General features: G+C 59.9%; 15 protein-coding genes. 7 read left to right on the top strand and 8 right to left on the bottom strand.

Annotated elements, in window-relative coordinates:
* Nucleotides 1-232 precede the first annotated feature (232 nt).
* The 5 genes from ligD (at nt 233) to CWI75_RS02365 (ending at nt 5,142) form a co-directional block, all read left to right on the top strand.
* Nucleotides 233-2,785: a DNA ligase D gene (gene ligD / locus CWI75_RS02385; RefSeq protein WP_206604615.1), complete on the top strand. Its 2,553-nt coding sequence runs from the start codon at nt 233-235 to the stop codon at nt 2,783-2,785.
* Nucleotides 2,782-3,012, top strand: coding sequence for a hypothetical protein (locus CWI75_RS02380; protein ID WP_146003530.1), 231 nt, complete (start codon nt 2,782-2,784; stop codon nt 3,010-3,012). The genes ligD and CWI75_RS02380 overlap by 4 nt, the downstream gene beginning before the upstream one ends.
* A complete protein-coding gene (ku, locus tag CWI75_RS02375; protein WP_101519847.1) occupies nt 3,012-3,788 on the top strand; it encodes a non-homologous end joining protein Ku in 777 nt (258 codons plus the stop codon). The genes CWI75_RS02380 and ku (CWI75_RS02375) overlap by 1 nt, the downstream gene beginning before the upstream one ends.
* Nucleotides 3,781-4,737: a non-homologous end joining protein Ku gene (gene ku / locus CWI75_RS02370; protein WP_101519846.1), complete on the top strand. Its 957-nt coding sequence runs from the start codon at nt 3,781-3,783 to the stop codon at nt 4,735-4,737. Before ku (CWI75_RS02375) ends, ku (CWI75_RS02370) begins: the two co-directional genes overlap by 8 nt.
* A 111-nt stretch (nt 4,738-4,848) precedes the next feature.
* A complete protein-coding gene (locus CWI75_RS02365; RefSeq protein WP_101519845.1) occupies nt 4,849-5,142 on the top strand; it encodes a hypothetical protein in 294 nt (97 codons plus the stop codon).
* A gap of 88 nt (nt 5,143-5,230) precedes the next feature.
* Here CWI75_RS02365 and CWI75_RS02360 read toward each other — a convergent pair whose 3' ends face one another.
* From CWI75_RS02360 to CWI75_RS02340, 5 genes are all read right to left on the bottom strand, one after another.
* Nucleotides 5,231-6,841: a tRNA-dihydrouridine synthase gene (locus tag CWI75_RS02360; protein WP_101519844.1), complete on the bottom strand. Its 1,611-nt coding sequence runs from the start codon at nt 6,839-6,841 to the stop codon at nt 5,231-5,233.
* Between the two features lie 96 nt (nt 6,842-6,937).
* The gene (locus CWI75_RS02355) at nt 6,938-8,536 is read right to left on the bottom strand and encodes a protein adenylyltransferase SelO (RefSeq protein ID WP_241521041.1); all 1,599 of its coding nucleotides are present in this window, start codon (nt 8,534-8,536) and stop codon (nt 6,938-6,940) included.
* Nucleotides 8,449-9,954 (bottom strand): DHA2 family efflux MFS transporter permease subunit, encoded by a 1,506-nt coding sequence (locus CWI75_RS02350; protein ID WP_101519843.1) that lies wholly within the window; start codon nt 9,952-9,954, stop codon nt 8,449-8,451. The genes CWI75_RS02355 and CWI75_RS02350 overlap by 88 nt, the downstream gene beginning before the upstream one ends.
* Nucleotides 9,951-11,018, bottom strand: a complete 1,068-nt coding sequence (locus CWI75_RS02345; RefSeq protein WP_206604614.1) for an HlyD family secretion protein — start codon at nt 11,016-11,018, stop codon at nt 9,951-9,953. The genes CWI75_RS02350 and CWI75_RS02345 overlap by 4 nt, the downstream gene beginning before the upstream one ends.
* Before the next feature lie 4 nt (nt 11,019-11,022).
* On the bottom strand, nt 11,023-11,463 hold the full coding sequence (locus CWI75_RS02340; RefSeq protein ID WP_101519842.1) for a MarR family winged helix-turn-helix transcriptional regulator: 441 nt from the start codon (nt 11,461-11,463) through the stop codon (nt 11,023-11,025).
* A gap of 218 nt (nt 11,464-11,681) precedes the next feature.
* Between CWI75_RS02340 and CWI75_RS02335 the strand changes: the two genes are divergently transcribed.
* The gene (locus CWI75_RS02335; protein ID WP_101519841.1) at nt 11,682-13,553 is read left to right on the top strand and encodes an N-acyl-D-amino-acid deacylase family protein; all 1,872 of its coding nucleotides are present in this window, start codon (nt 11,682-11,684) and stop codon (nt 13,551-13,553) included.
* 34 nt (nt 13,554-13,587) lie between these two features.
* On the opposite strand, the gene CWI75_RS02330 is transcribed toward CWI75_RS02335, so the two are convergent.
* The 3 genes from CWI75_RS02330 to CWI75_RS02320 form a co-directional block, all read right to left on the bottom strand.
* Nucleotides 13,588-14,733, bottom strand: a complete 1,146-nt coding sequence (locus tag CWI75_RS02330; RefSeq protein ID WP_101519840.1) for a D-2-hydroxyacid dehydrogenase — start codon at nt 14,731-14,733, stop codon at nt 13,588-13,590.
* Nucleotides 14,730-16,604, bottom strand: a complete 1,875-nt coding sequence (locus CWI75_RS02325) for an AsmA family protein (RefSeq protein WP_101519839.1) — start codon at nt 16,602-16,604, stop codon at nt 14,730-14,732. The genes CWI75_RS02330 and CWI75_RS02325 overlap by 4 nt, the downstream gene beginning before the upstream one ends.
* Before the next feature lie 158 nt (nt 16,605-16,762).
* Nucleotides 16,763-19,441 (bottom strand): TonB-dependent receptor, encoded by a 2,679-nt coding sequence (locus tag CWI75_RS02320; protein WP_101519838.1) that lies wholly within the window; start codon nt 19,439-19,441, stop codon nt 16,763-16,765.
* Between the two features lie 210 nt (nt 19,442-19,651).
* Between CWI75_RS02320 and ppnN the strand changes: the two genes are divergently transcribed.
* On the top strand, nt 19,652-21,010 hold the full coding sequence (gene ppnN, locus CWI75_RS02315; protein ID WP_101519837.1) for a nucleotide 5'-monophosphate nucleosidase PpnN: 1,359 nt from the start codon (nt 19,652-19,654) through the stop codon (nt 21,008-21,010).
* Nucleotides 21,011-21,023 lie beyond the last annotated feature (13 nt).

Below are 21,023 nucleotides of genomic sequence, written 5' to 3'. Positions count from 1 at the left end.
GCCAATTCGAACTAAGCTTTTCGGGACAGTTCAAGTTGCCGGATACAGGCGCATGGCTCTTCGAGCGACAGCAAGCAGCCCTGTTTTTGCATCCGTTCCCGTGGAGGGACAGGGCACCACCAGGCATCCTGTTTGCCGGGTAGCAGCTTGGATGCGCGCTCTATCAACGGCCAGGTTTATGGTGCAACCGGAGCCGGGAAGCTGGCGTAATCCTGGAAAGAGGTCACAGATCGTGACAGAGAAGCTCGAGCTATACCGGAGCAAACGAGATTTCAGCCGCACCGCGGAACCCTCAGGCTCGGAGGGGGCCTCACCGGGCGAATGCCTTTACGTCATGCACAAGCATGCAGCCAGCCATGACCATTTCGACCTCCGCCTGGAGCAGGACGGTGTCCTGCGGAGCTGGGCATTGCCGAAAGGGCCCAGCCTCGAACCCGGGGAAAAACGGCTCGCCGTAGAAGTCGAGGACCATCCGCTGGAATACGGCGAGTTCGAGGGCGTCATTCCGCGGGAAGAATATGGCGGAGGCACGATCATGTTATGGGACCGCGGTCGCTGGCGACAGTTTGGCAAGTCGACCAAGGATAAACTCGATTTCGAGCTACAGGGGGCGAAACTCACCGGCCACTGGACCCTGGTCCGCATGCGCGGCAAACCAACGGACCGGAACAGGGGTGACCGGGATTGGCTGTTGATCAAGCGGACGGACGAGACGGGCCAGGAACTGAATCCGGATGACCTGAGTATCGTTTCCGGCCGCAGCATGGAAGAGATCGCACGCGAGGAAAAACCGAAGAACAAGCGAGCGGTCGACGCTCACGACAAAGCTGTGCCGGACCCCTCCAGGATTGACCGTGCCCGCCGGGCCGAGCTGCGGGAGCTGCCCTCGCCGCAACTGGCCACGCTGGTTGAAACGGCACCCGAAGGCGAGGACTGGATCCATGAGATCAAATACGACGGCTACCGCCTGCTGGCATGGCTGGACAAGGGCGAGGCGACGATCATCACCCGCAACGGAAAGGACTGGACACGACGCTTTCCAGAACTTGCCGAAGCTCTGGCGACACTGCCGGTGCAAAGCGCACTCATCGACGGGGAAATTGCCTCATTCGATGAAAATGGCGCCGCGAGTTTCCGCAGGCTGCAGGAAAGTCTCGCGAATTCCCGGCGTCGCGGGCATACCGGCGAGCTGGTCTTCCTGGCGTTCGACCTCCTCTACCTGAACGGTTACGACCTGCGAAACAGCCCTCTGCTCGAGCGCAAGAGGACGCTGGAACAGCTTCTGCAAACTCTGCCCCAACTCACTGCCCGGGTGCGTTATTCGGATCACGTGCAGGGGCATGGCGCCGACTTCCATGAACAGGTCTGCCAGCTGGGCCTCGAGGGGATGGTGTCGAAACGCGCGGATGCCAGATACCGTTCGGGTCGTCAGGGGAGTTGGGTGAAGGTGAAGTGCACCGCCCAGGATGAATTCGTGGTCGGCGGCTACACGCGACCCTCCGGTGCTCGTTCCGGGTTTGGCTCGCTACTGCTTGGCGCCTTTGGCAAAAAGGGGCTGGACTACGTCGGTCGAGTGGGTTCGGGTTTTACCCAGCGTCAACTGGATCAATTGCACAGGACACTACGGCAACTGGAAACCGACTCATGTCCTTTCGAAACAGAAGTGCCGGGGAGCACCGGCGCCAGATGGGTGGAACCGAACTTGGTGGTGGATGTGGAATTCACCGAGCGCACGGGGTCGGGTGTACTGCGCCACCCCGTCTTCAGGGGCCTGCGGGAAGACAAGGACCCGGCAACGGTGAGGGCGAAGCCGGAGAGCCCGGCGGTGCCGCCCGCCCGGATCGAACGCGGAACTGCGGGCAGCAAACGCGGCAAGCGCGGGGACCAGGAAGTGGCGGGTATCAAGTTGTCTCATGCGGACAGGATCCTGTATCCGGAACAGGGCGTGACCAAGCTGGAACTGGCCCGTTACTACGAGGATATCCAGGAATGGATACTGCCTCACCTCGCGAGCAGGCCGCTTGTGCTCCTGCGCTGCCCGGAGGGCTGGGAACAGGAATGCTTCTTCCAGAAGCACCCTGGCAAGAACTTCGCCAGCGGCGTGCCACGGATAGCGATACGGGAAAATGACGACTCTGAGCGGGATTATGTCTATGTCCGGACCATCAGCGACGTGATCGCGCTGGTCCAGTTCAACGTGCTGGAGTTCCATCCCTGGGGCAGCCAGGTCGAGAGTATCGAAATGCCGGATACCATCATATTCGACCTGGACCCGGGGCCGGATGTTTCCTGGGCTCGGATCGCCGGGGTTGCGATGGACCTGCGCGAACGCCTGGATGGCCTGGGTCTGGCCAGCTTCCTGCAGGCCACCGGCGGCAAGGGTCTGCACCTGATAGTACCTTTGAAGCCGGGCTCTACCTGGGATGAGGTCAAGCAATTTTCCCACGCGGTATCCAGGGCGCACGCACAGGATGATCCGCGGAACCTGACCACGAACATGGCCAAAAAAAAACGCCAGGGGCGGATATTCCTCGACTATCTACGCAACGGACGAGGCAGCACCAGCATAGGCCGGTATTCGCTGCGCGCCCGAAAAAATGCGCCCGTCGCTACCCCGCTGCGATGGGATGAACTGACGAGCCGGGTCAATTCGAACCGGTACACGATCAGCAATATTCGCCGCCGCCTGGGTGCGCTGCGGGAGGACCCGTGGAAAGACTATGAAGCGTCCCGCGTCGCGATCACCTCGCGGATGCGCCGGCAGGTGGGACTGGAGAAATCATGATGGACGACGATAACTCCGCGGGCACTGCGAGCCGGTATCTCTCCTGGTGGTTGTCACCCGGGTCGGAGTCCTGCTGTGCCTGTGAAGCACCGGTTCACGCCGAGGCCCTGGCCTACTGCACCGCCTGTGACCGGTCCGTGTGTATGCTGTGTTACGACGACAAAGCGGGACATGGAATCATTCTGTGCCCCGACTGCAGGCGCGAACAGACCGAGGGATCGATTTGATGGCAGCCAGGGCGATATGGAAAGGTGTCATTCATTTCGGCGGGATCGCGGTCCCGGTGAAGCTTTTTTCCGCCGTCGCGGACAGGAACGTGCATTTCCGGCTGCTGCACAAGAAAGATCATTCCCCCGTCCGGCAAGCCATGGTCAATCCGGAGACGCAGGAAATCGTACCTTATAACGAGACCCGGCGCGCCTATATCAGCAGCGGGGGACGAGAAGTCATCCTGACCCAGGAAGAACTGGAAGAGCTGAAGCCGGAGAAGTCCCGGGAGATAGCGATCCTCGCGTTCCTGCCGCCGGAGGCTATCGACCATCGCTGGTATGACCGGCCCTATTACCTGGGCCCTGATGGCGCCGAGGACAAATACGCGGCATTGACACAGGCGCTGCAGGCACAGGACCGGGAGGGTCTGGCCCGTTGGGTGATGCGGAACAAGGAGTATCTGGGCGCGTTGCGTCCTTTCGAGGGGTACCTGATGCTGATATCCCTGCGCCACGAAGAACAGGTGGTTTCCGCTGAAGAGCTCGAACCACCCGGCGGTAAGCCGCTGGACAAGCGTGAACTCGAGATGGCTCGCCAACTGATCGGTATGCTGGAGGCGCGATTTGAACCCGGGGATTACCGGGATGATTACCGCCATCAGGTTCTGGAATTGATCGACAAAAAGCAAAAGGGCGGCCGCATCAGGCGCGCGCCCAGGCGCAAAACAGAAGAAACACCGGAAGATCTTGGCAAGGCGCTGGAGGCAAGCCTGAAAAGTGTGAGCCATGGCTAGAAAAAAAGATGATGACCAGCCTTCCTTCCAGCCCAGGTCCTTCTGGTCGGGTGTCGTGGCGTTTGGCCTGGTGAGCTTGCCGGTCAGCCTGTTCCCGGCAAACCGCGGCAAGTCTCTGTCACTGAAGATGGTCGACCATCAGGGTACGCCGCTGCGCCGCGAGTATTTCTGCGAGAAGGAAAACAGGATCCTCGAACGCGATGAAATAGTCCGGGGTTACCCTGTCGATCGGGATCGTTTCGTTATCGTCGAAGATGAGGAGCTGGAGGCGCTCGTTCCTGAAAAGAGCCGGACAATCGACCTCAGGCGCTTTGTTCCACGGGGAGATATCAATCCGGTATTTTTCGATCGCGGTTATTTTCTGGCTCCGGATTCGAGTGCAACCAAGGCCTACCGGCTATTGGCCAAGAGCATGGAAGATGAGCACAAGGCAGGCGTAGCGACTTTTGTAATGCGTGACAAGGAATACCTGATCACCATCATTGCCGAGGCCGGGATACTGCGCGCCGAGACATTGCGTTTCCAGGATGAAATCCGTTCCGTTGAAGCGATCGGCCTGCCGGCTCTGGAAAAGCCCCCCAGGGAACAGGTGCGGGAGATACAGGACGCCATGAAAGCCCTCTACTCGCAGACGCTGGATCGCTCCCTGTTGACCGACCGGGACACCCGGCGAGTTCGTGAACGTATTTCGACCAAGCTGGAGACGGGCGAAGATGTCCTCGCCGAGCCGGACTTCGAGACAGCGACAGAACAAGACAACGTCGTCGACCTCATGCAGGTACTGAAAGAACGCTTGCAGGGCAGGCCTGCCCCTGAGGAACATGCAAAGGCGAACATGGAATCGCTCAGCCGGGATGAGCTGTATGACCGCGCCCGTGAGAAGGATATTGACGGTCGCAGCAAGATGAACAAGCAGGAATTGATAGATGCGCTGAAAAGAGCGGGTTAGGTCACCGGGAGCGACTCAAAAATTGGCGACGGGATCATTCGCCACCAATCCAGCCACGCTGAGCGGCCGTAACCTCAATGACTGGACATTCCGTTCAATGGAGGATTGCACATGAAAAATCTTGGACTCCGGGTGTATGACGCCTACAAATACATTTTTGATTCCAGCAAAAACCCCCTGAGACATATTCCCGACCCCACCAGCAGGATGTTCATCATGACAATCCTGGCATTTATGTGGAGTGGTGCCTTCGCAGCCTATCTCGGAAGCATTCTCTACTTCGGGGTAAGCCTGGCGGCTCATATAATTTTGCTGCTGATGTTTTTCTTCACCATGGCGGTTTTTTATGATGCGGAAAAAAACCAGAGCTCATGGCTGCTTAAACTGCGCAGGGAAAAACGCTGACAAACTGCTGGGGTAGTTGCTGAGCCTCCGAAGCAGATATCTACGATGCTACAATGCGAGACCTGACCCCCGTTATGACCCCCGTTAGTTAGAGGAAGGGGCCATCGACGCAGCCGCGTCGGCCGTCGGGCGTGGCGCAGGCGCCGCAGATGCCGACACCGCATTTGGTGAGGTAGTCGATGGCGCTTGCGATCTGGTCTTCGCGGCAGAATTCGCGCTGTACGGCAACAGCGGCGTGGACCATGGGTTCCGGGCCGCAGTTGTAGAATACGAGGTTGTCGCGCTCGGCAGGGCTCATGGCTTCGAGGCGCTGGCGCAGGAGTTCGGTGACCCGGCCGTGGAAGCCGGCGCTGCCGTCATCGGTGGCTATGTGCAGGTCTGCGATCTGCGCGCATTCGTCCTGGAAATAAAGACGCTCGGCGCTGCGGGCGCCGGCGAAGATCTCTGCGTTGCCGAAGTCCCGGGCGATCTGGTACACCGCTGCCAGCCCGGTACCGCCCGCCACGGCCATGATACGGGCGTCCTCCGGCGGCGCCACGGGAATGCCGTGGGGCCCGCGCACGTAGGCTTCAGTGCCTGCCGGCAGGTCCATCAGGTGGTGGGTGAAGTGGCCCAGGTCAATCACCACCAGTGAGAACGGGTCATCGGTGAGCGCAGAGAAGGGTTTCTCGCCGATACCGGGCAGCCACAGGAAAACGAACTCCCCGGCCTGCACATTGACCTTGCGGTCGAAGGTAAGGATGGCGATGTCTTCGCAAACGCGCTCGTTGCTCACCAGCGTAACCGGCCGGAAGCTCATGTCGATGTCGTAGCGAATATGGCTCTCGGCGCGATTGCGGCCGCTGTCGATGTCCTGCTGCAGGGTGCTGAAGTAGTCCGCAATTTCGTCGGTGGTCATGCCTACGAGAGCTGAGCCAATTCCCACTACGGTGGCGCCGGCATCAAAGAAGGCCCTGGCATCATCGGCACTGCTCGCCCCACCACAACCGATCACCGGCAGACCGGTCGCCGCGACTATTTCGCGCACACACTTGAGCCCGATGGGCAGGATACCCTTGCCGGACATGCCCCCGGCACCGTTGGTGAGCACTGCGTGGCCGTGGGCCGAGGTATAGCCGGGCCCGACGGTGTTTACCGCGCAGATACCATCGGCGCCACCGGCGGCGGCCGCCAGGGCAATCTCTGTGATATTGGGCGTATTGGGGGTAAGCTTGGGGATTACGGGAATATCCACCACGGCTTTTACCGCCGCGGTGATTTCCCGGACCAGGTCCGGGTCCTGGCCCATCGCCATGCCGTAACCGCTGGCATGGGGGCAGGACAGGTTCAGTTCCAGGCCGTCCGATACCGGTGCCAGCAGCTTCGCCACCTCAACGAACTCTTCCAGGCTACCGCCAAAGATCGAAGTCAGCAGAAACCGGTCTGCCGGCACCCGCAGTTTGCCCAGCAGGGCAACGGATTCGTGTACTCCGGGGTTGGTCAGGCCAACGGCGTTAACGAAGCAGCCCGGCGCATACTGGCTCAGTACCGGTTCCCGATTACCCTCCCGGGGCGCCAGGCCAATACTTTTGGTAGTGACGACCCCCACTTCCGGCATGTGGTCAAACACGTACTGGATGATGGAGGTGGCGGTGGTCACGATACCGGAGGGGATGGTGAAGGGGCCGGACAGTTCTTTACCCAGGAATTCGGTTTTCACGGCAGCGCTCGAAAGAGGTTTGGGACAACGGTGTCAGGCGTTGATTATACGGCCTTGACCGCCGCGAGTCGAAGCGCAGGCGGCGGTCACCGGCATTCAGGTACCACAAAATGTCTGCGCCACTTCCTGCCCCGGTGCCGGCGGCAGGGCATAGTGCTGGTCGGCACTGGTAAAGGTCCAGGGATCGGCGAGGCGATCGACCAGCTGGTGAAAAGGGCCAAAGTCGCCGGCCTCCCCGGCACTGATAGCCTCCTGGACCAGGTGGTTACGCGGGATATACACCGGGTTGGCGCGATACATGTCCGCCTGGCGTTCGGCTGGCGCCTGTGCCTCGGTGGCGAGGCGTTGCTGCCAGCGCGCAAGCCAGGATTCAAACTCACCGGGTAGTGCATAGAGCGCTGCGACATCGCGGCCGGGTTCGCCCTCGGGGCAGGCCAGGTCCGCCAGGCGACGAAAGGTGAGGGTGAAGTCGGTCTTGTGCGTCGCCATCAGGGTGTAAAGCTCCTCAATCAGCGCGGCATCGTCAGGCTGGTCGGTCACCAGCCCCAGCTTGCGCTTCAGGCCCTCGGTGTGGACGTCCAGGAACCGGTCGCTGAAGGTGTCTACCGCACCCTGGGCCAGGCGTACGGCCTCCCTGGGGTCCGTATGCAACACCGCCACCAGGGACTGGGCCAGGGTCGCCAGGTTCCAGTGCCCTATGCCGGGTTGGTTGCGGTAACTGTAGCGTCCGCCATGGTCTATGGAGCTGAATACCGTATCCGGATCGAAGCTGTCCATAAAAGCGCAGGGTCCATAATCAATGGTTTCCCCGCTCAAGAGCATGTTGTCGGTATTCATCACGCCGTGGATAAAGCCCAGTAACTGCCAGCGCGAAATCAGGCTGGCCTGTGCAGCAATCGCACACTCGAGTAGCGCCAGTGCCGGGTTTTCGGCATCCGCCTGCTCGGGATAATGGCGTTGCAGGGTGTGGGTAACCAGTTCGGTCAAGGCCTGGGTGTTTTCGCGCGCGGCAAAAAATTCGAAGGTGCCGATACGTATGTGGCTGTGTGCCACCCGGGCCAGGATGGCGCCCGGGAGTATGCGTTCCCGCACCACCGTTTCCCCGGTGGTGACCGCCGCCAGCGCCCGGCTGGTAGGCACGCCCAGTGCCGCCATGGCTTCACTGACACTATATTCCCGCAATACCGGCCCCAGCGGCGAGCGACCATCACCGCCCCGGGAATAGGGAGTTCGGCCCGCGCCCTTGAGCTGCAAATCAAAGCGTTCGCCGCTGCTGCTGACCAGTTCACCCAAAAGCACTGCCCGGCCGTCGCCGAGCTTGGGATTGAAGCTGCCAAACTGGTGCCCGGCATAGGCTGCAGCCAGTGGCTCTGCGCCTTCCGGCACGATATTGCCCGCCAGCACCAGGGTGCCTTCCGGCGAGGCCAGCCATTCCGGGTCCAGTCCCAGCGCCTCCGCCAGTGGCCGGTTGACGCGTATCGCACCGGGTGCCGCAACCGGCGTGGGCGGCTGGCGGCTATAAAAGTAGCGCGGCAGCCGGGCGTAGCTGTTGTCAAAGGCGATAGTAGCGGTTTGAGGGTTGGAAGTGATAAGTACGCTCCACAGAATCAGGGGTTGCTGGTTGCGCCTTGCAGTGCTGGCACCCGGGGCACTCTCAGCAGTAAGACCAGCGGCATGGCCGCAAGGTTCACCCACATTAATAGTTGAAAGTCATTCACAAAAGCAATTTCCGCCGCCTGGCGATTCAACTCCCGGGCAACGGCCATGGGCAGCGCCGCGATAGTGCCGGTATCGGGCAGCATGGCCAGCAGGCCGGAGTCCGGCTGCAGGCGTGAAGCCAGCTCCTGCTGGTTAATCCACAGATTGCGGGTCAGTACCGCCATCACCATGGATACCCCGATGCTGCTGCCCATATTGCGCGACAGGCTATAGAGTGCCGCGCCTTCATCGCGCAGGTGTCCTGGAAGCGTAGCATAGGTGAGGGTGGTGCTGGGTATTACCACCAAACCCAGGCCCAGGCCCTGGACAAAACCGTTGATGATCAGTTCGCGCGCCCCCACCTCAATGGTGAATTGGGTCATGCCCCACAAGGACAGGCACACCAGGCTCATGCCCGCGAGTAATATCATGCGTGCATCGATAAACCGCATCAGCCTGGCCACCACCAGCATGCCCAGCATGGTGCCTACGCCTCTTGGCATCAGGATCAGGCCGGTAGTGGACACCGGGTAACCTTTCCAGTTCTGTAACATGGGTGGCAGCAGCGCCATGGTTGCCAGCAGGATAATGCCGACAATGAAGATGAACATCAGGCCGGTAACAAAGTTACGATCCCGAAACAGCGCCGGTGACAGGAACCGATGCTCGGAAGTGCGGGCGTGGACAACAAAGAGATATAGCCCCAGTGCCACCAGAATCGCATAAAGCTTGATCTCCATGGCATCAAACCATTGCACATGTTCACCCCGGTCAAGCAGTAACTGTAGCGATGCCACCGCCAGGGCCAGCAGGCCAAAACCGAGAAAATCAAAGCGTTTCAGGGTGGTCCTGGTAACGGGCACATACCGATAGATGCCCAGCATGGAAATAATGCCAATGGGCAGGTTGATGTAGAATACCCAGCGCCAGGAATAATATTCGGTAAGCCAGCCACCCAGGCTGGGCCCGAGAATGGGGCCAATCATGACCCCCATACCCCAGACGCTCATCGCCGAGGCATGCTTCTCCGGGGGAAAGCTGTCCAGCAGGATGGACTGGGACAGGGGTACCAGGGCCGCGCCACAGATACCCTGGGCAATACGCCACACTATCATTTCGGTGAGCGACCCGGCCTGTCCGCAAAGCATGGAGCTGACCGTAAACCCGGCCACGGACCACAGTAGTACCGCCCTGCGGCCATAACGCTGTGACAAGTAGCCCACTGGCAGGGTCATGATCGCTGCAGCAACAATATAAGAGGTCAACACCCAGATAATCTGGTCGCTGCTGGCGCCCAGGCCACCCTGCATATGCGGCAGGGCAACGTTGGCGATGGTGGTATCCAGTACTTGCATGATCGTCGCCAGCATCACGCTGGCGGCGAGCAGATAGGTAGCGTAAGGGCTTCGTGTCATGGAGCGATTGCGGCGACGTCAGCTCCACCGATTGCGCTTGCGCCAACCTTTGCGCTGTTCGCCCGCGCCGAACTGACATCAATATGCACCTCGGCGCTCATGCCGGCACGTAAAACCGGTGCGCCTTCAGTCTGCAGCAAACGCAGGCGCACGGGGATGCGCTGTACCACTTTCACCCAGTTACCGCTGGCATTCTGGGCCGGGATCATGGCGAATTCGGAGCCGCTGGCTGCACTCAGGCTGGCCACTTCCGCCCGCAGCCGCTGGCCGGGATAAGCGTCGATTTTCACCTCCGCAGTTTGTCCCGGGCGGATGTGTTCGAGTTGGGTTTCCTTGAGGTTGGCCTCTACCCAGAGTTCGCTGGTATCGAGCATACTGATAAGGCTGAATCCCGCGGGAGACATCTCCCCTGCCTGCGGCACGTCGTTGGCAATGACACCGTCAACCGGTGCTTCGATGCGGGTTCTCGACAGCTGGTACAGCGCCCGGTCAAGCTGTGCCTGGGCTACCTGAATATCCGCTTGCGCGGCCAGCGCCACGTCGGGACCGCCGCCCAAAGCGGCCCGAAGGCTCGCCAGTTTCTGCAGGTTGATGGCAATCCGTGCTCTGGAACGGGTCAGCAGTTGGCGCGACTCGTCCAGTTGCGATTCGGATATTGCGGCCGGGCCCAGGTTCTGGTTGCGGGCCAGTTGTCGCTGGTAATAATCAGCGTCCTGTCTCGCCTGCTGCAGTTCCGCCTCGATTTCCGCATAGTCGGCACGGCGTCCCAGTATCTGGTTGCGCACCTGCGCCAGATGAGCTTCAGCTTCGGACACCGCCAGGCGAAATGGCTGGTCTTCCAGTTGTACCAATAACTGTCCCTGGCTTACCGGCTGGTTGGCTGCCACCAGTACGGTTTTTATGACGCTGCTGACTTCGCCCGCCAGCGCCAGCTTACCGGCCTTGATATAGGCGTTCTCGGTACTGACGCTGTTGCGCCCGCCCAGGCTGAACCAGAGCCCGAGAGCGATAGCCAGCGCGATGCCCAGGCCCATGCCCAGATTGCGTTTAAGACCTATGGTCACGTGTTTACTCCTCGCTGGACAGGTTCAGTCGAATCCGTCCCAGTAACTGCTGTAATTGTGCAATGTCTTCGGTGTTGAAGCCCGCCAGTGCCTCGCTCCGGGTTTCCTGTGCGAGTCGCCGCAGAATCTGTAGTGCCGGCTGGGCCGCATCAGTGAGGTGGATCCTGAAGCAGCGCCTGTCATCACTGTCGCGACGGCGCTGCACAAGGCCTTCCAGTTCCAGTTTGTCGACCTGCCGGGCAAGGCTGATCGGTGCGATGTCCATGCGGTCAGCCAGCTCCGCCTGCTTCAGTCCCTCCTCCCTGGCCAACAGCCAGAGCAACTGCCAGCGCGCGCGGCTGAGCCCGTGCTCCTTGGCCCGACGATCAAAATTACGCCGCCACAGCCGCGCCGAACTGTGCAGCTCGAAACTCAGCTGATCGGCAATGTCGGTGGCACTGGACATGGCAACCTCGTGATTTAATAGCGGCACTCATTATAAGCGTGCTTACAAATAGCGCAAGGGGGCTGGTTGTGCCATGAGGCATTGTTTTACCCCACGGCATTGCTTAACCTTGCCTGTCGCTCGCGCTAATGGCAGATTAGGGCGCAGATGAAAAATCCTGAGCAAAAACCCCGAATAACAATGCCGCGTCGCAAAGCGGGCACCACACTGGAGTTGCTATGAGTACAGTTACCTGGGATACCCTGATTACCGACGCACTGGTTTTTGACGGCAGCGGCGAGGCGCCACAAGCTGTTGATATTGCTATAAAAGATGGTCGAGTAGCGGCCAGGGGACATGCGCTGCCACGCTCGGAGGCGCAACGGGTAATCGACGGTACGGGACAGTGGCTGATGCCGGGTTTGCTGGATATTCACACGCACCTTGATCTGGAGGTGGACCTGGACCCGCGGTTACCGGAGGTGGTTCGTCATGGCACTACCACTGTGGTGGTGGGCAATTGCAGCCTTGGCACCTGTTTCGGCCAGCAGGTGGAAGATGACCAGAATCCTATTGTCGACTGCTTCACCCGGGTGGAGAACATCCCCAAGAAAGTACTCAGCAAGTGTGTGGAGACAATTACCTGGGACAATACCGGTGATTACCTTGACCACTTTGAGCAGCTGGCTCTTGGGCCCAATATCGCTGCTTTTGTCCCCCACTCCATGCTTAGGGTAGAGGTCATGGGCTTGCGCGACAGTATCAGTCGCGACCCGACGGAAGCCGAACTGGTGCGAATGGAGGAGATACTCGAGCAGGCGATGGACCAGGGCTACCTCGGTATGAGTACCGACGGTCTGCCCTTTCACTACCTTGCCAACAACCCACATACCGACCAGCGGATTCCCACCCAGTTTGCGAGTTTCGGCGAGCTCAAGCGCCTGTTGCGGGTGGTGAGACGCCATGACAGGGTCTGGCAAACCACGCCGATTCTGGAAAACAGGCTTAAGGCACTGGGGTATTTTATGCTCAGCAGTGGCCGTCTGTTTGGCACACCACTGAAGACCTCGGCGCTATCGGTCATGGAGTTCGTGTTGGCACCCAAGGCGTCCAACGCCTTTCTGGGGCTTGCCTCCCTGATCAACAGCTCGTTGCTCGAGGGGCGTATCCATTTCCAGGCCCTGGGTACCAATTTCAGGATCTGGGCAGACGGCATTGTCAGCCCGATCTTTGAGGAGCTGGACTCCACCTGCAAGCTGATCGCCAAGGAATACGATGATGTAGAGGGCCGCCTGGCACTACTCAATGACCCGGCATTCATTGAAGAGTTTCGCCGCGACTGGCATCACGGCCGTAAAGGCCGCAATCTGGCTCATCTCAAGAGCAAGCTCGGGCTACCCGACAAACTGGTGATCCGCGACTTTCGGATGATGATTTTTGATGGCGCGCCGGTAGCGGAGTGGGACGGAGAGAGCATGCAGCAGGTGCTGGAGCGGCTGCAACGCTTCCAGCGCGGGCAGCCCAATGAGGCCCGCTCGGACGCGGAGCGCGAAGCGTTCGAGGCGTTTCCCAGGCCCACCACGGACGACGCGGATTTCATGCTGCATATGCTGCGCGCCTATGACAAATCTTTCCGCTGGTGGACGGATGTGGGTAACAAGGATAACCGCGCCACCCTGGGCTATCTGCTGAACAAAAACGTCATGCCCGGGTTCAATGATTCCGGCGCCCATATCACCAATATGGCGTTCTTTGACGGCAACCTGATGTCACTGAAACTGGCCCAGGCTCAGGACATGGCAACGGTGAGCCGCATTGTGCAACGCCTTACCCGGGAGCCCGCGGCCTTTTTCGGGCTGGATGTGGGCAGCCTCGAAATCGGCGCCCAGGCGGACATCACCATGGTTGATCCGGAGGTACTAAAGGGCTGGGATACCAACGATAATCGGGAATTCATCCATCGCGAGCTGTTCGATCACAAGCAGATGGTGAACCGGTCCGATGGTGTTGTGACCCACGTGCTGATCAAGGGCGAGCCGGTATGGGAGCAGGGCGGCTTCACCGAGACCCTGGGCAGTCGTCCTCTCGGCAGGGCCCTGCGCGCCGCCTGATGATCACCAGTGGCGGCGCCTGTTACTGCTTTCGCTAGTAGCCTTCCTCCATATCGACGAGGTTGAGCAATGCCTCGCCGCTAACGTAGCGGCGCAGGTTTTCCGTGGCAATCAGCGCGGTGCGCTGCAGGCTGGCACCGCCGGCGGCGGCAACATGCGGGGTGATTATCACATTCGGCAGTAGCCATAGCGGACTGTCGGCAGGCAGTGGTTCCGGGTCGGTAACATCCAGGCCGGCCCCGTACAGGTGGCCGCTCGCCAGCGCTGCCACCAGGTCGGCGGTGACCGTGCTCTGGCCCCGGCCAACCGTGATAAAGATCGCTCCGGGTTTTACCAGGGCGAAGAATGCCCTGTCGAACAGGCCGCGTGTCTCCTGCGTCAGTGGCAATGAGTTGACCACGACATCAGCCTTGGCAGCGAGAGCTTCCAGTTCATCGGACAGCCCGACATAGCTGACGAAATCCGGTCCTTCACGGGATGAATGCCGGGTGGCAATAACGCGCATGCCGAGGCCGTGTGCACGACGCGCAATTTCGGTACCGATGCCGCCGAGGCCCGCAATCAGCATGGTTTTTCCGGCCAGCTCGCCAAATTCCAGTTTCGCCGCCAGTTCGGGGCGCCACTCCCGGCGCGCCTGGGCGGCAGTATAGGCGGGCAGGCCGCGGCTGATGGATAGCAGCATGGCGATGCTGTGTTCGGCAATGGTCGGTCCGGACAGGCGTTTGTTATTGGTGAAAACCCGGTCCCCTAGCAGTGCCTCGTCGGCATTGCTGCAGCGGTCCATACCCACGGTATAGCTGTGCACCCAGAGCAGTGATTCATCGGCATTGGCCAGCATCCCGGTGGTACAGAAACCGATATAAGCATCGGCCCCGGCCAGTGTCTCGGCACTGGGGACAAAGGCGCCGGAGGTGTCCAGCACCAGCGTTGTGTCCCCTGCCGCCTCCTGCAATTCGAGTGCATAGCCCGGCATGTCCTTGCCCAGCCGGGGAGGCAGTGAAACCACTATTCGCGATGGCTGCCAGCGCGGGTGCCTGCTGATCGGATAGGGCGCGGGTGTAAGGTTCAGCCGGTCGATGACGGTTTCAGTTGCACTGATCTCCGGACTTTCCCCGGCTGCAACCAGAGGCGTCAGCAACAAGGCAAAAATAGCCGGTACCAACAGGAGGGGCCTGATCATTGTTGTTCTTCCTTTGGCTGGGTGCGATCCAGCAGCTTCTGCAACAGTTTGCCGCCTTCTTTCTTCACTTGGCGTTCCAGTTCGCCCTTGGCGAGGGCCTGCAGGATCTCGCGACTGTCTACCCGACACCACTCGCCGGGTTCGCCGCCCAGTTCGCCCTTGCAGACCACCGGCCAGGCGATTGATGTAATGCGTTCATTGACTCTGCAGGCGGGGTCCACCTCCGCCAAACCGGAGCCCAATTGGGCGCGGAAATCAGCGCGAAACTCTGTTGTTGCGAGGTCCAGCCTGCCGTCACCGCGCAGCGCGACATGAGCCAGTTCTGCGCGCAGCGGCGCCAATAATGCCTCACCTTCGCCGAGTTTGATGGTGGCGGTGAGGGTTTCGAATTCAGTGCGCGCAGGCAATTGGGCTTGCAATGATTCCTGGTTAACCTGGGCGACAACCTCGCAAAGCATGCGTTCTATGCCCATTTGCTGCAGGACGATGTCAGCGGTGGTCAACTGGACTTCGCCCAGCAACCCCTGAACCAGTTCATTGCGTGTGCGTCCCGCGCTGGTCAGTTCCCAGTTGGCACTGGCATTACCGGTCAATACCGGATCCGCGTCCAGTGCCGCCAGCAACTGCGCGGTGTCCAGCCCCTTGAATTCGCCCCGGGTATCCAGTTGCGCGATGCTGCGCCGGGCATTGAGTGTGGCGGTGGCGTCCAGTTGGCCGCCATGCACGGCGCCGGTGATGGTGTCCAGGGTGACGACGCCTTCAAGCGCGCGCAGCTGCAGGTGCAGGTCGGTAATGGTGTGTGGTTCTATTACCGCCCGGTCGACCGTGATGTCAGCACGGGTATCCGCCAGGCGCAGTGCGTCCAGCGGTAGCGGTGCGTCGCCGGTGTCGGCACCGTTGCCGGTTTTTTCAGTTTCGGCCGTTGCAGCGTCCGGGCCCGCCAGTAGCAACAGGGCCGGATCCAGCAGGTTAAGCTGCAGGGTGGCATCAATCTGCGGGCTCTCAAAGCCGGCGTAGCGCAGGGTGCCGTCACCGCGCATATCGCCACTGCGCAGTACCAGTTCCAGATCAGCTTTCCGGGTTTCCAGGTCAACGGTACCGTTGGCTTGCAGCTGCAGTGGTTGCGGTGTTGCCCCCGACAATTCGGCGTCAGCTTCCCGCAGCATTAGCTGCTGCTGTTCCCCGTCGACGCTGAATGTGGCATCCAGGTCCAGCAGCACGACAGGTTCTCCTGCTACGCGCAGGCGCAGCGACAGCGGTACCGGCTCGCCGTCGAGGTTGAGGCCCTGGGCGCTGAGGCTCTCAATTTCAATAATGACCGGTTCGGCGTCGTCGGCCTGCAGCAGTGTGATGCGGGCATCACTGATCTGCAGGCGTTGTATGTTCAGCGCCATCGGTAGCGCCAGTGCTCCTCCCGCGGCAGATTCCGCAGCTTCTCGCCGTGCGCGCCGCCTGGCTTCAAAAAACCTGTCCAGTTCGGCGTCGGTGAGGGATCTGTTTTCGGGAGTTGCCGGCACTTCCGCCGCGGGAACAGTGATCTCCAGGTTATTCAACTCGATACCGGTGATTGCCACTTCGCCCGTAAACAGGGGCCACAAGCGCACCTCAACCGCCAGCGTACCAACCCTGATTTCCGGCTGGCCCGGGTCCGGCAAGTTGACTTCAGTGTCGCCGAGATTCAGTGCTACCCGTGGGAACAGGGCCAGACCGGCATCACCGTGTACTGTAATCCGGGCGCCGCTGCGCTCCTCCACGGCATCTGCCGCCATGGTGACAAGCCTCTGCTCATCCACCAACAGGGGGACCAGCACTACTGCCAGTAGCAGCAGCAGAAGGGGGATGCCGATGATATAGGCCAGTATCCGTAGCATGGGGCGCTCCTTGATTTAGAGGGATAACAGCAGAATGGTAGCAGAAACTGGCGGGTTTAAGGCCCGAGGCCTGTTAAGGCCCGGTAGTGGAAGAGGCTGCCCCATACCAAACGGCCAGAACCGGGGTTCTGGCCGTTTGGTAATGCGAGAATCCCGGACTAGAAGTTATAGCCCAGCGCCAGGCCGTAAGTACGTGGCTCGATGGAGAACACGTTGGTAAACATACCGGAGGACGGATCCGTTACATACATGCCTACCAGGTGGTCATCATCGGCAATGTTCTTCACAAAAGCCCGGGCATACCAGCGATTATCGGTAGAGGTATAGGTGGCCTGTGCATTCCAGATGTCCCAGGAGGGTATGCGGTCTATTTCCCGGTTGAACAGCCGCGAGTACATTTCATCCTGCCAGTAGTAGTCCACGCGCAAGGTCAGTTCACTGTCCCCCTGCAACGCAAAGGTATACTGGCCACCCAGGCTCAGTGACCACTCAGGTGCATTTTGCAGGCGGTTGCCATCCAGGTCCTGGCTGATGCCGTCGACGATGGGCAGCCCGGCAGTTGCCAGCGCGCCACAGCTGGAGAACTGGGAGCCCGCAAGCTGGGCAAAGAGTTCCGGCGATATCATCGCGACACAGTTGGACGCATTGCTGAGATCCTTGATCAAGGTCACATCCGTGCGCCCGGCAGTAGGATCGCGGGTATCGATACTTTCAAAGCCCTTCACAGTGCTGTTCAGGTAGGCAAGGTTGCCGTTCAGCACCCACCGGTCGTTGGGCGCAAACACCAGCTCCGCCTCGCCGCCGTAGATCTCCGCATCGGTATTCTCGTTAAAAGAGGTGCGGTTGACGATCTTGGAAATCTGCATGTCCGCATAGTCATAGAAAAAGGCGCTGAAGTTGGCCTGCAGGGTATTGTCCAGCAGGGTGTTTTTCACGCCTATTTCAAAAGAGTCCACAAATTCGGGCTTGAAATCGGGCTCCTGGTCGGGGAAGTCATCGGGGTCGAAGGGCGGGTTGAAGCCGCCACCCTTGTAGCCGCGGGAGTAGGACGCATACGCCAGCATGTCCGCGGTTACCGACCAGTCGAGAACAACGCGCCCGGTAGTCTCCTTCCACTCGATTTTGTCATTGCGGGTAGGGGTGGGAATGGGGAGGTCAGCGCCAAACTCCTGAAATACCGGCAGGCCTGTTACCGGATCATTGTTGAACAGTATCGCCCGGTCGGTGATGGTTTTTTCGTCGATGGTATAGCGGGCGCCAACAGTCAGCTTCAGCGTTTCGGTAATGTCAAAATAGAGCTCGCCGAAGACGGCCTGGGAGTTGATGTTGTAGTCGATGGTCTCGTTGTTGAACTGGGGGCCAACCCAGCCCTGGCCATCCAGCCCGAATACCGCTGCCGGAAACACCGTAGCAAAATATTCAAACCCCGATGCAAATACCCAGTACTGGTTGTCCAGGTCGACATCCATCCAGAAGCCACCGACCGTGAAATTGAGGGGCCCGTCAAGGTCCGACTGCAGGCGCAGTTCCGCCGATAGCTGCTCGGATGACTGGTTGGACTGGTCGTAGGACTCCAGGCCCTCACTGTAGGAATCGATGTGGCCACCAATGCTGCCCGTGGAATTGGGCGAAGGCGCTGAGATAGGCCACAGGCCATCAGCGAACAGGGTGCTGGCAGCGGTTGGCGCCACAAAGGGCAGCAGTGCCGGAATCGCCAGCGGGGCGCTGGCTGTCCACTGGTAATCCATTTGCGACAGTACACTGGTGTCCTGGTAGCCGCCGACAAATGTGAGGGTGTAGTCGCCCATTTCCTGGGCGATGGTCAGGGTGGCCAGGGTTTCATCAGCGGTATAGATGGGGTCCCGTTCGCTGGCCACTTTACGCAGGTCCCGGGGCACCAGGGGGCGCTCATTGGAACCCAGGGTAAAGGCGCCCAACGGGCCCAGCACGGCGTTCGATACCAGGATATTGGCCAACTGGGATGAGGGGTTGGGTACGTCAAAATCAAGCCGGTCCGGCAGGCAGCCGAGGATGCCGCTGGGGTCATTGTGGCACATGGTTTTCTGGCTGCGGGTACGGGTGCTGTCCTCGTCAAAATAGGACAGCATAAGATCTACCTGGGTGGCCTCTGTGGGCAACCAGCGGAAGGACGCCCGCACCGAGTACTGGTCGCGACCGTCGACATCGGTGTTGTTGAACAGGTTTTCGGTATAGCCTTCGCGGTCCAGCCACAGGCCGGCAAAGCGCATGGCGAAGGCATCGTTGACGGGGATGTTGATGGCACCGCTGAGCTTCTTGTGGTCGTAGTTGCCATACTGGCCATCGACACTGCCCTCGAACACATCAATGCTGGCGGGGCGGGTGATCATGTTGGCTGCACCGCCGGTAGAGTTGCGGCCGTACAGGGTGCCCTGGGGGCCGCGCAGCACCGCCACCTGTTCCACGTCGTAATACTCGGTTTCAAACAGGCGTGGCGAAATCAGTGGCACTTCGTTGATGTGTACCCCCACGCCGCTATCTGCGGAGGCCGCCACGAGGTTGCTGCCAACCCCACGAATCTGGAAGTTGTTGCCGGTGAAGTTGCCCTTGTTGTAAGACACGTTGGGCGCGGTGAAACGCATGTCGGCGAAGCCATTGATCTGCTTGTCGCGCAGCGCCGCCTCGTCAAAGGCGGTAATGGCAATCGGTACGTCCTGGATGGATTCCGCCCGCTTCTGGGCAGTAACAATCACTTCTTCCAGCTGCGCATTGGCATTATGGCCAAGAGTCGCGGCGGTTATTGCAAGAATGGTAAGCGGCAAGACCTTTTTGCGGCATGAAAATATCGCGGGCATCATCAGCTCCTTGGTTATTTTTTTAGGGAAAGCTGTTGCATGTCATCTGGGTGACGCGTCAATCATAGTCACAATAACGTGGCTTACGCAATATGAATAGTTTCTGTTTTCGTGTGCATGGATAATGTCGCTGGTTACCGCGGCTCGCGGAGAATCTGTTAAAGTCAAAAGGCGGGACCGCAACATCCACCGTTTTTTATTCAGGATCTTTGCATGGAAAAATTTGAACACGCCATCGTTAACCCGATCAGTTCCCTCAACCTGCTGTCCCGGGCCGAAATCGAAGCATTAACCAACACTCGCGGCGATCTTTTTGACCTGTTCCGCCGCTGCGCGCTTGCAATCCTCAACACTGACAGCAGCAAGGATGACGCGGCGGAAATTTATGCGGATTATTCGGATTTTGAGCTGCGGATAGTGCCGCAGTCCAGGGGGCTGCGGCTGGAGCTTTTTAATGCGCCACCGCAGGCCTTCGTGGATGGGCGGATGATCCGTGGTATCCAGGAGCATTTGTTTGCCTGCCTCCGCGATATCATCTATACCGACATCAAAATGGCGCCGGAATCTTTCAGCGTCCAGTCCGACGCCACCAATACCGTGTTCCGGATTTTGCGCAATGCCAATGTCGTGCGGCCGGATGTGCCCCCGCAGATGGTGGTGTGCTGGGGCGGTCATGCCATTCCCCGAAATGAATATGACTACGCCAAGGAGGTGGGTTACGCCCTGGGCCTGCGTGGCCTGGATATTGTCACCGGTTGTGGCATCGGCGCCATGAAAGGCCCGATGAAAGGCGCGGCCCTCGGCCACGCCAAGCAACAGGTCAAGGACGGGCGTTATATCGGTATCAGTGAGCCAGGCATCATTGCCTCTGAGTCGCCCAACGCCATTGTCAATGAGCTGGTCATAATGCCCGACATCGAGAAGCGCCTGGAAGCCTTTGTCCGCCTGGCCCACGCCGTGATCATTTTTCCCGGCGGAGTGGGAACGGTGGAGGAGATCCTTTATCTGTTCAGTATCCTGATGCACCCTGACAACGCCCACAGCCTGCCGGTAGTATTTGCCGGCCCCGATAACTGTGCCGAGTATTTTCAGGAGCTGGAGGCCTTTCTGGTGGCCAGCCTGGGTGAGGGTGTCCGGGAGCATTACCAGATTATCCTCGGTAATGCGGATCATGTGGGCTATACGGTGCGCAAGGTGGTGCAGGATCAGCAGGCCCGCCGCCGGCGGCTGCAGCAGGCTTACTACTTCAACTGGGAGCTGGTGATAACGAAAGACCTGCAGGTCCCGTTCGTCCCCACCCACGCCAATATGGCAAGCCTCGACCTGCACGCTGAACTGCCGCCACACCAGCTCGCAAGCGAGTTGCGGCGAGCCTTTTCCGGTCTGGTGGCAGGCAATGTGAAAACCTTTGGTATTGAGCAGGTGAGGTTGCATGGCCCCTATCAATTGCGCGGCGAGCCACGCCTGCTGAGACAGATGGACAGCCTGTTGCAACTGCTGGTCAAACAGCAGCGCATGAAGCTGGGCGAAGGCGAGCAGGATTACGTGCCCTGCTACCGGATCGTCGACTGATGTTTGGCCCGGT

The organism is Kineobactrum sediminis (genome assembly GCF_002868715.1).
Classification (GTDB): Bacteria; Pseudomonadota; Gammaproteobacteria; order Pseudomonadales; family Halieaceae; genus Kineobactrum; species Kineobactrum sediminis.
The sequence above is the reverse complement of the archived record's forward strand: the minus strand, read 5'-3'. Positions and strand labels throughout refer to the sequence as shown.

Bases quoted from the DNA above. Each gene is read 5' to 3' on its own strand.
- CWI75_RS02380 (WP_146003530.1), top strand. From the start codon at position 2,782: ATGATGGACGACGATAACTCCGCGGGCACTGCGAGCCGGTATCTCTCC.
- ku (WP_101519847.1), top strand. From the start codon at position 3,012: ATGGCAGCCAGGGCGATATGGAAAGGTGTCATTCATTTCGGCGGGATC.
- ku (WP_101519846.1), top strand. From the start codon at position 3,781: ATGGCTAGAAAAAAAGATGATGACCAGCCTTCCTTCCAGCCCAGGTCC.
- CWI75_RS02365 (WP_101519845.1), top strand. From the start codon at position 4,849: ATGAAAAATCTTGGACTCCGGGTGTATGACGCCTACAAATACATTTTT.
- CWI75_RS02350 (WP_101519843.1), bottom strand. From the start codon at position 9,954: ATGACACGAAGCCCTTACGCTACCTATCTGCTCGCCGCCAGCGTGATG.
- CWI75_RS02340 (WP_101519842.1), bottom strand. From the start codon at position 11,463: ATGTCCAGTGCCACCGACATTGCCGATCAGCTGAGTTTCGAGCTGCAC.
- CWI75_RS02335 (WP_101519841.1), top strand. From the start codon at position 11,682: ATGAGTACAGTTACCTGGGATACCCTGATTACCGACGCACTGGTTTTT.
- CWI75_RS02330 (WP_101519840.1), bottom strand. From the start codon at position 14,733: ATGATCAGGCCCCTCCTGTTGGTACCGGCTATTTTTGCCTTGTTGCTG.
- CWI75_RS02325 (WP_101519839.1), bottom strand. From the start codon at position 16,604: ATGCTACGGATACTGGCCTATATCATCGGCATCCCCCTTCTGCTGCTG.
- CWI75_RS02320 (WP_101519838.1), bottom strand. From the start codon at position 19,441: ATGATGCCCGCGATATTTTCATGCCGCAAAAAGGTCTTGCCGCTTACC.
- ppnN (WP_101519837.1), top strand. From the start codon at position 19,652: ATGGAAAAATTTGAACACGCCATCGTTAACCCGATCAGTTCCCTCAAC.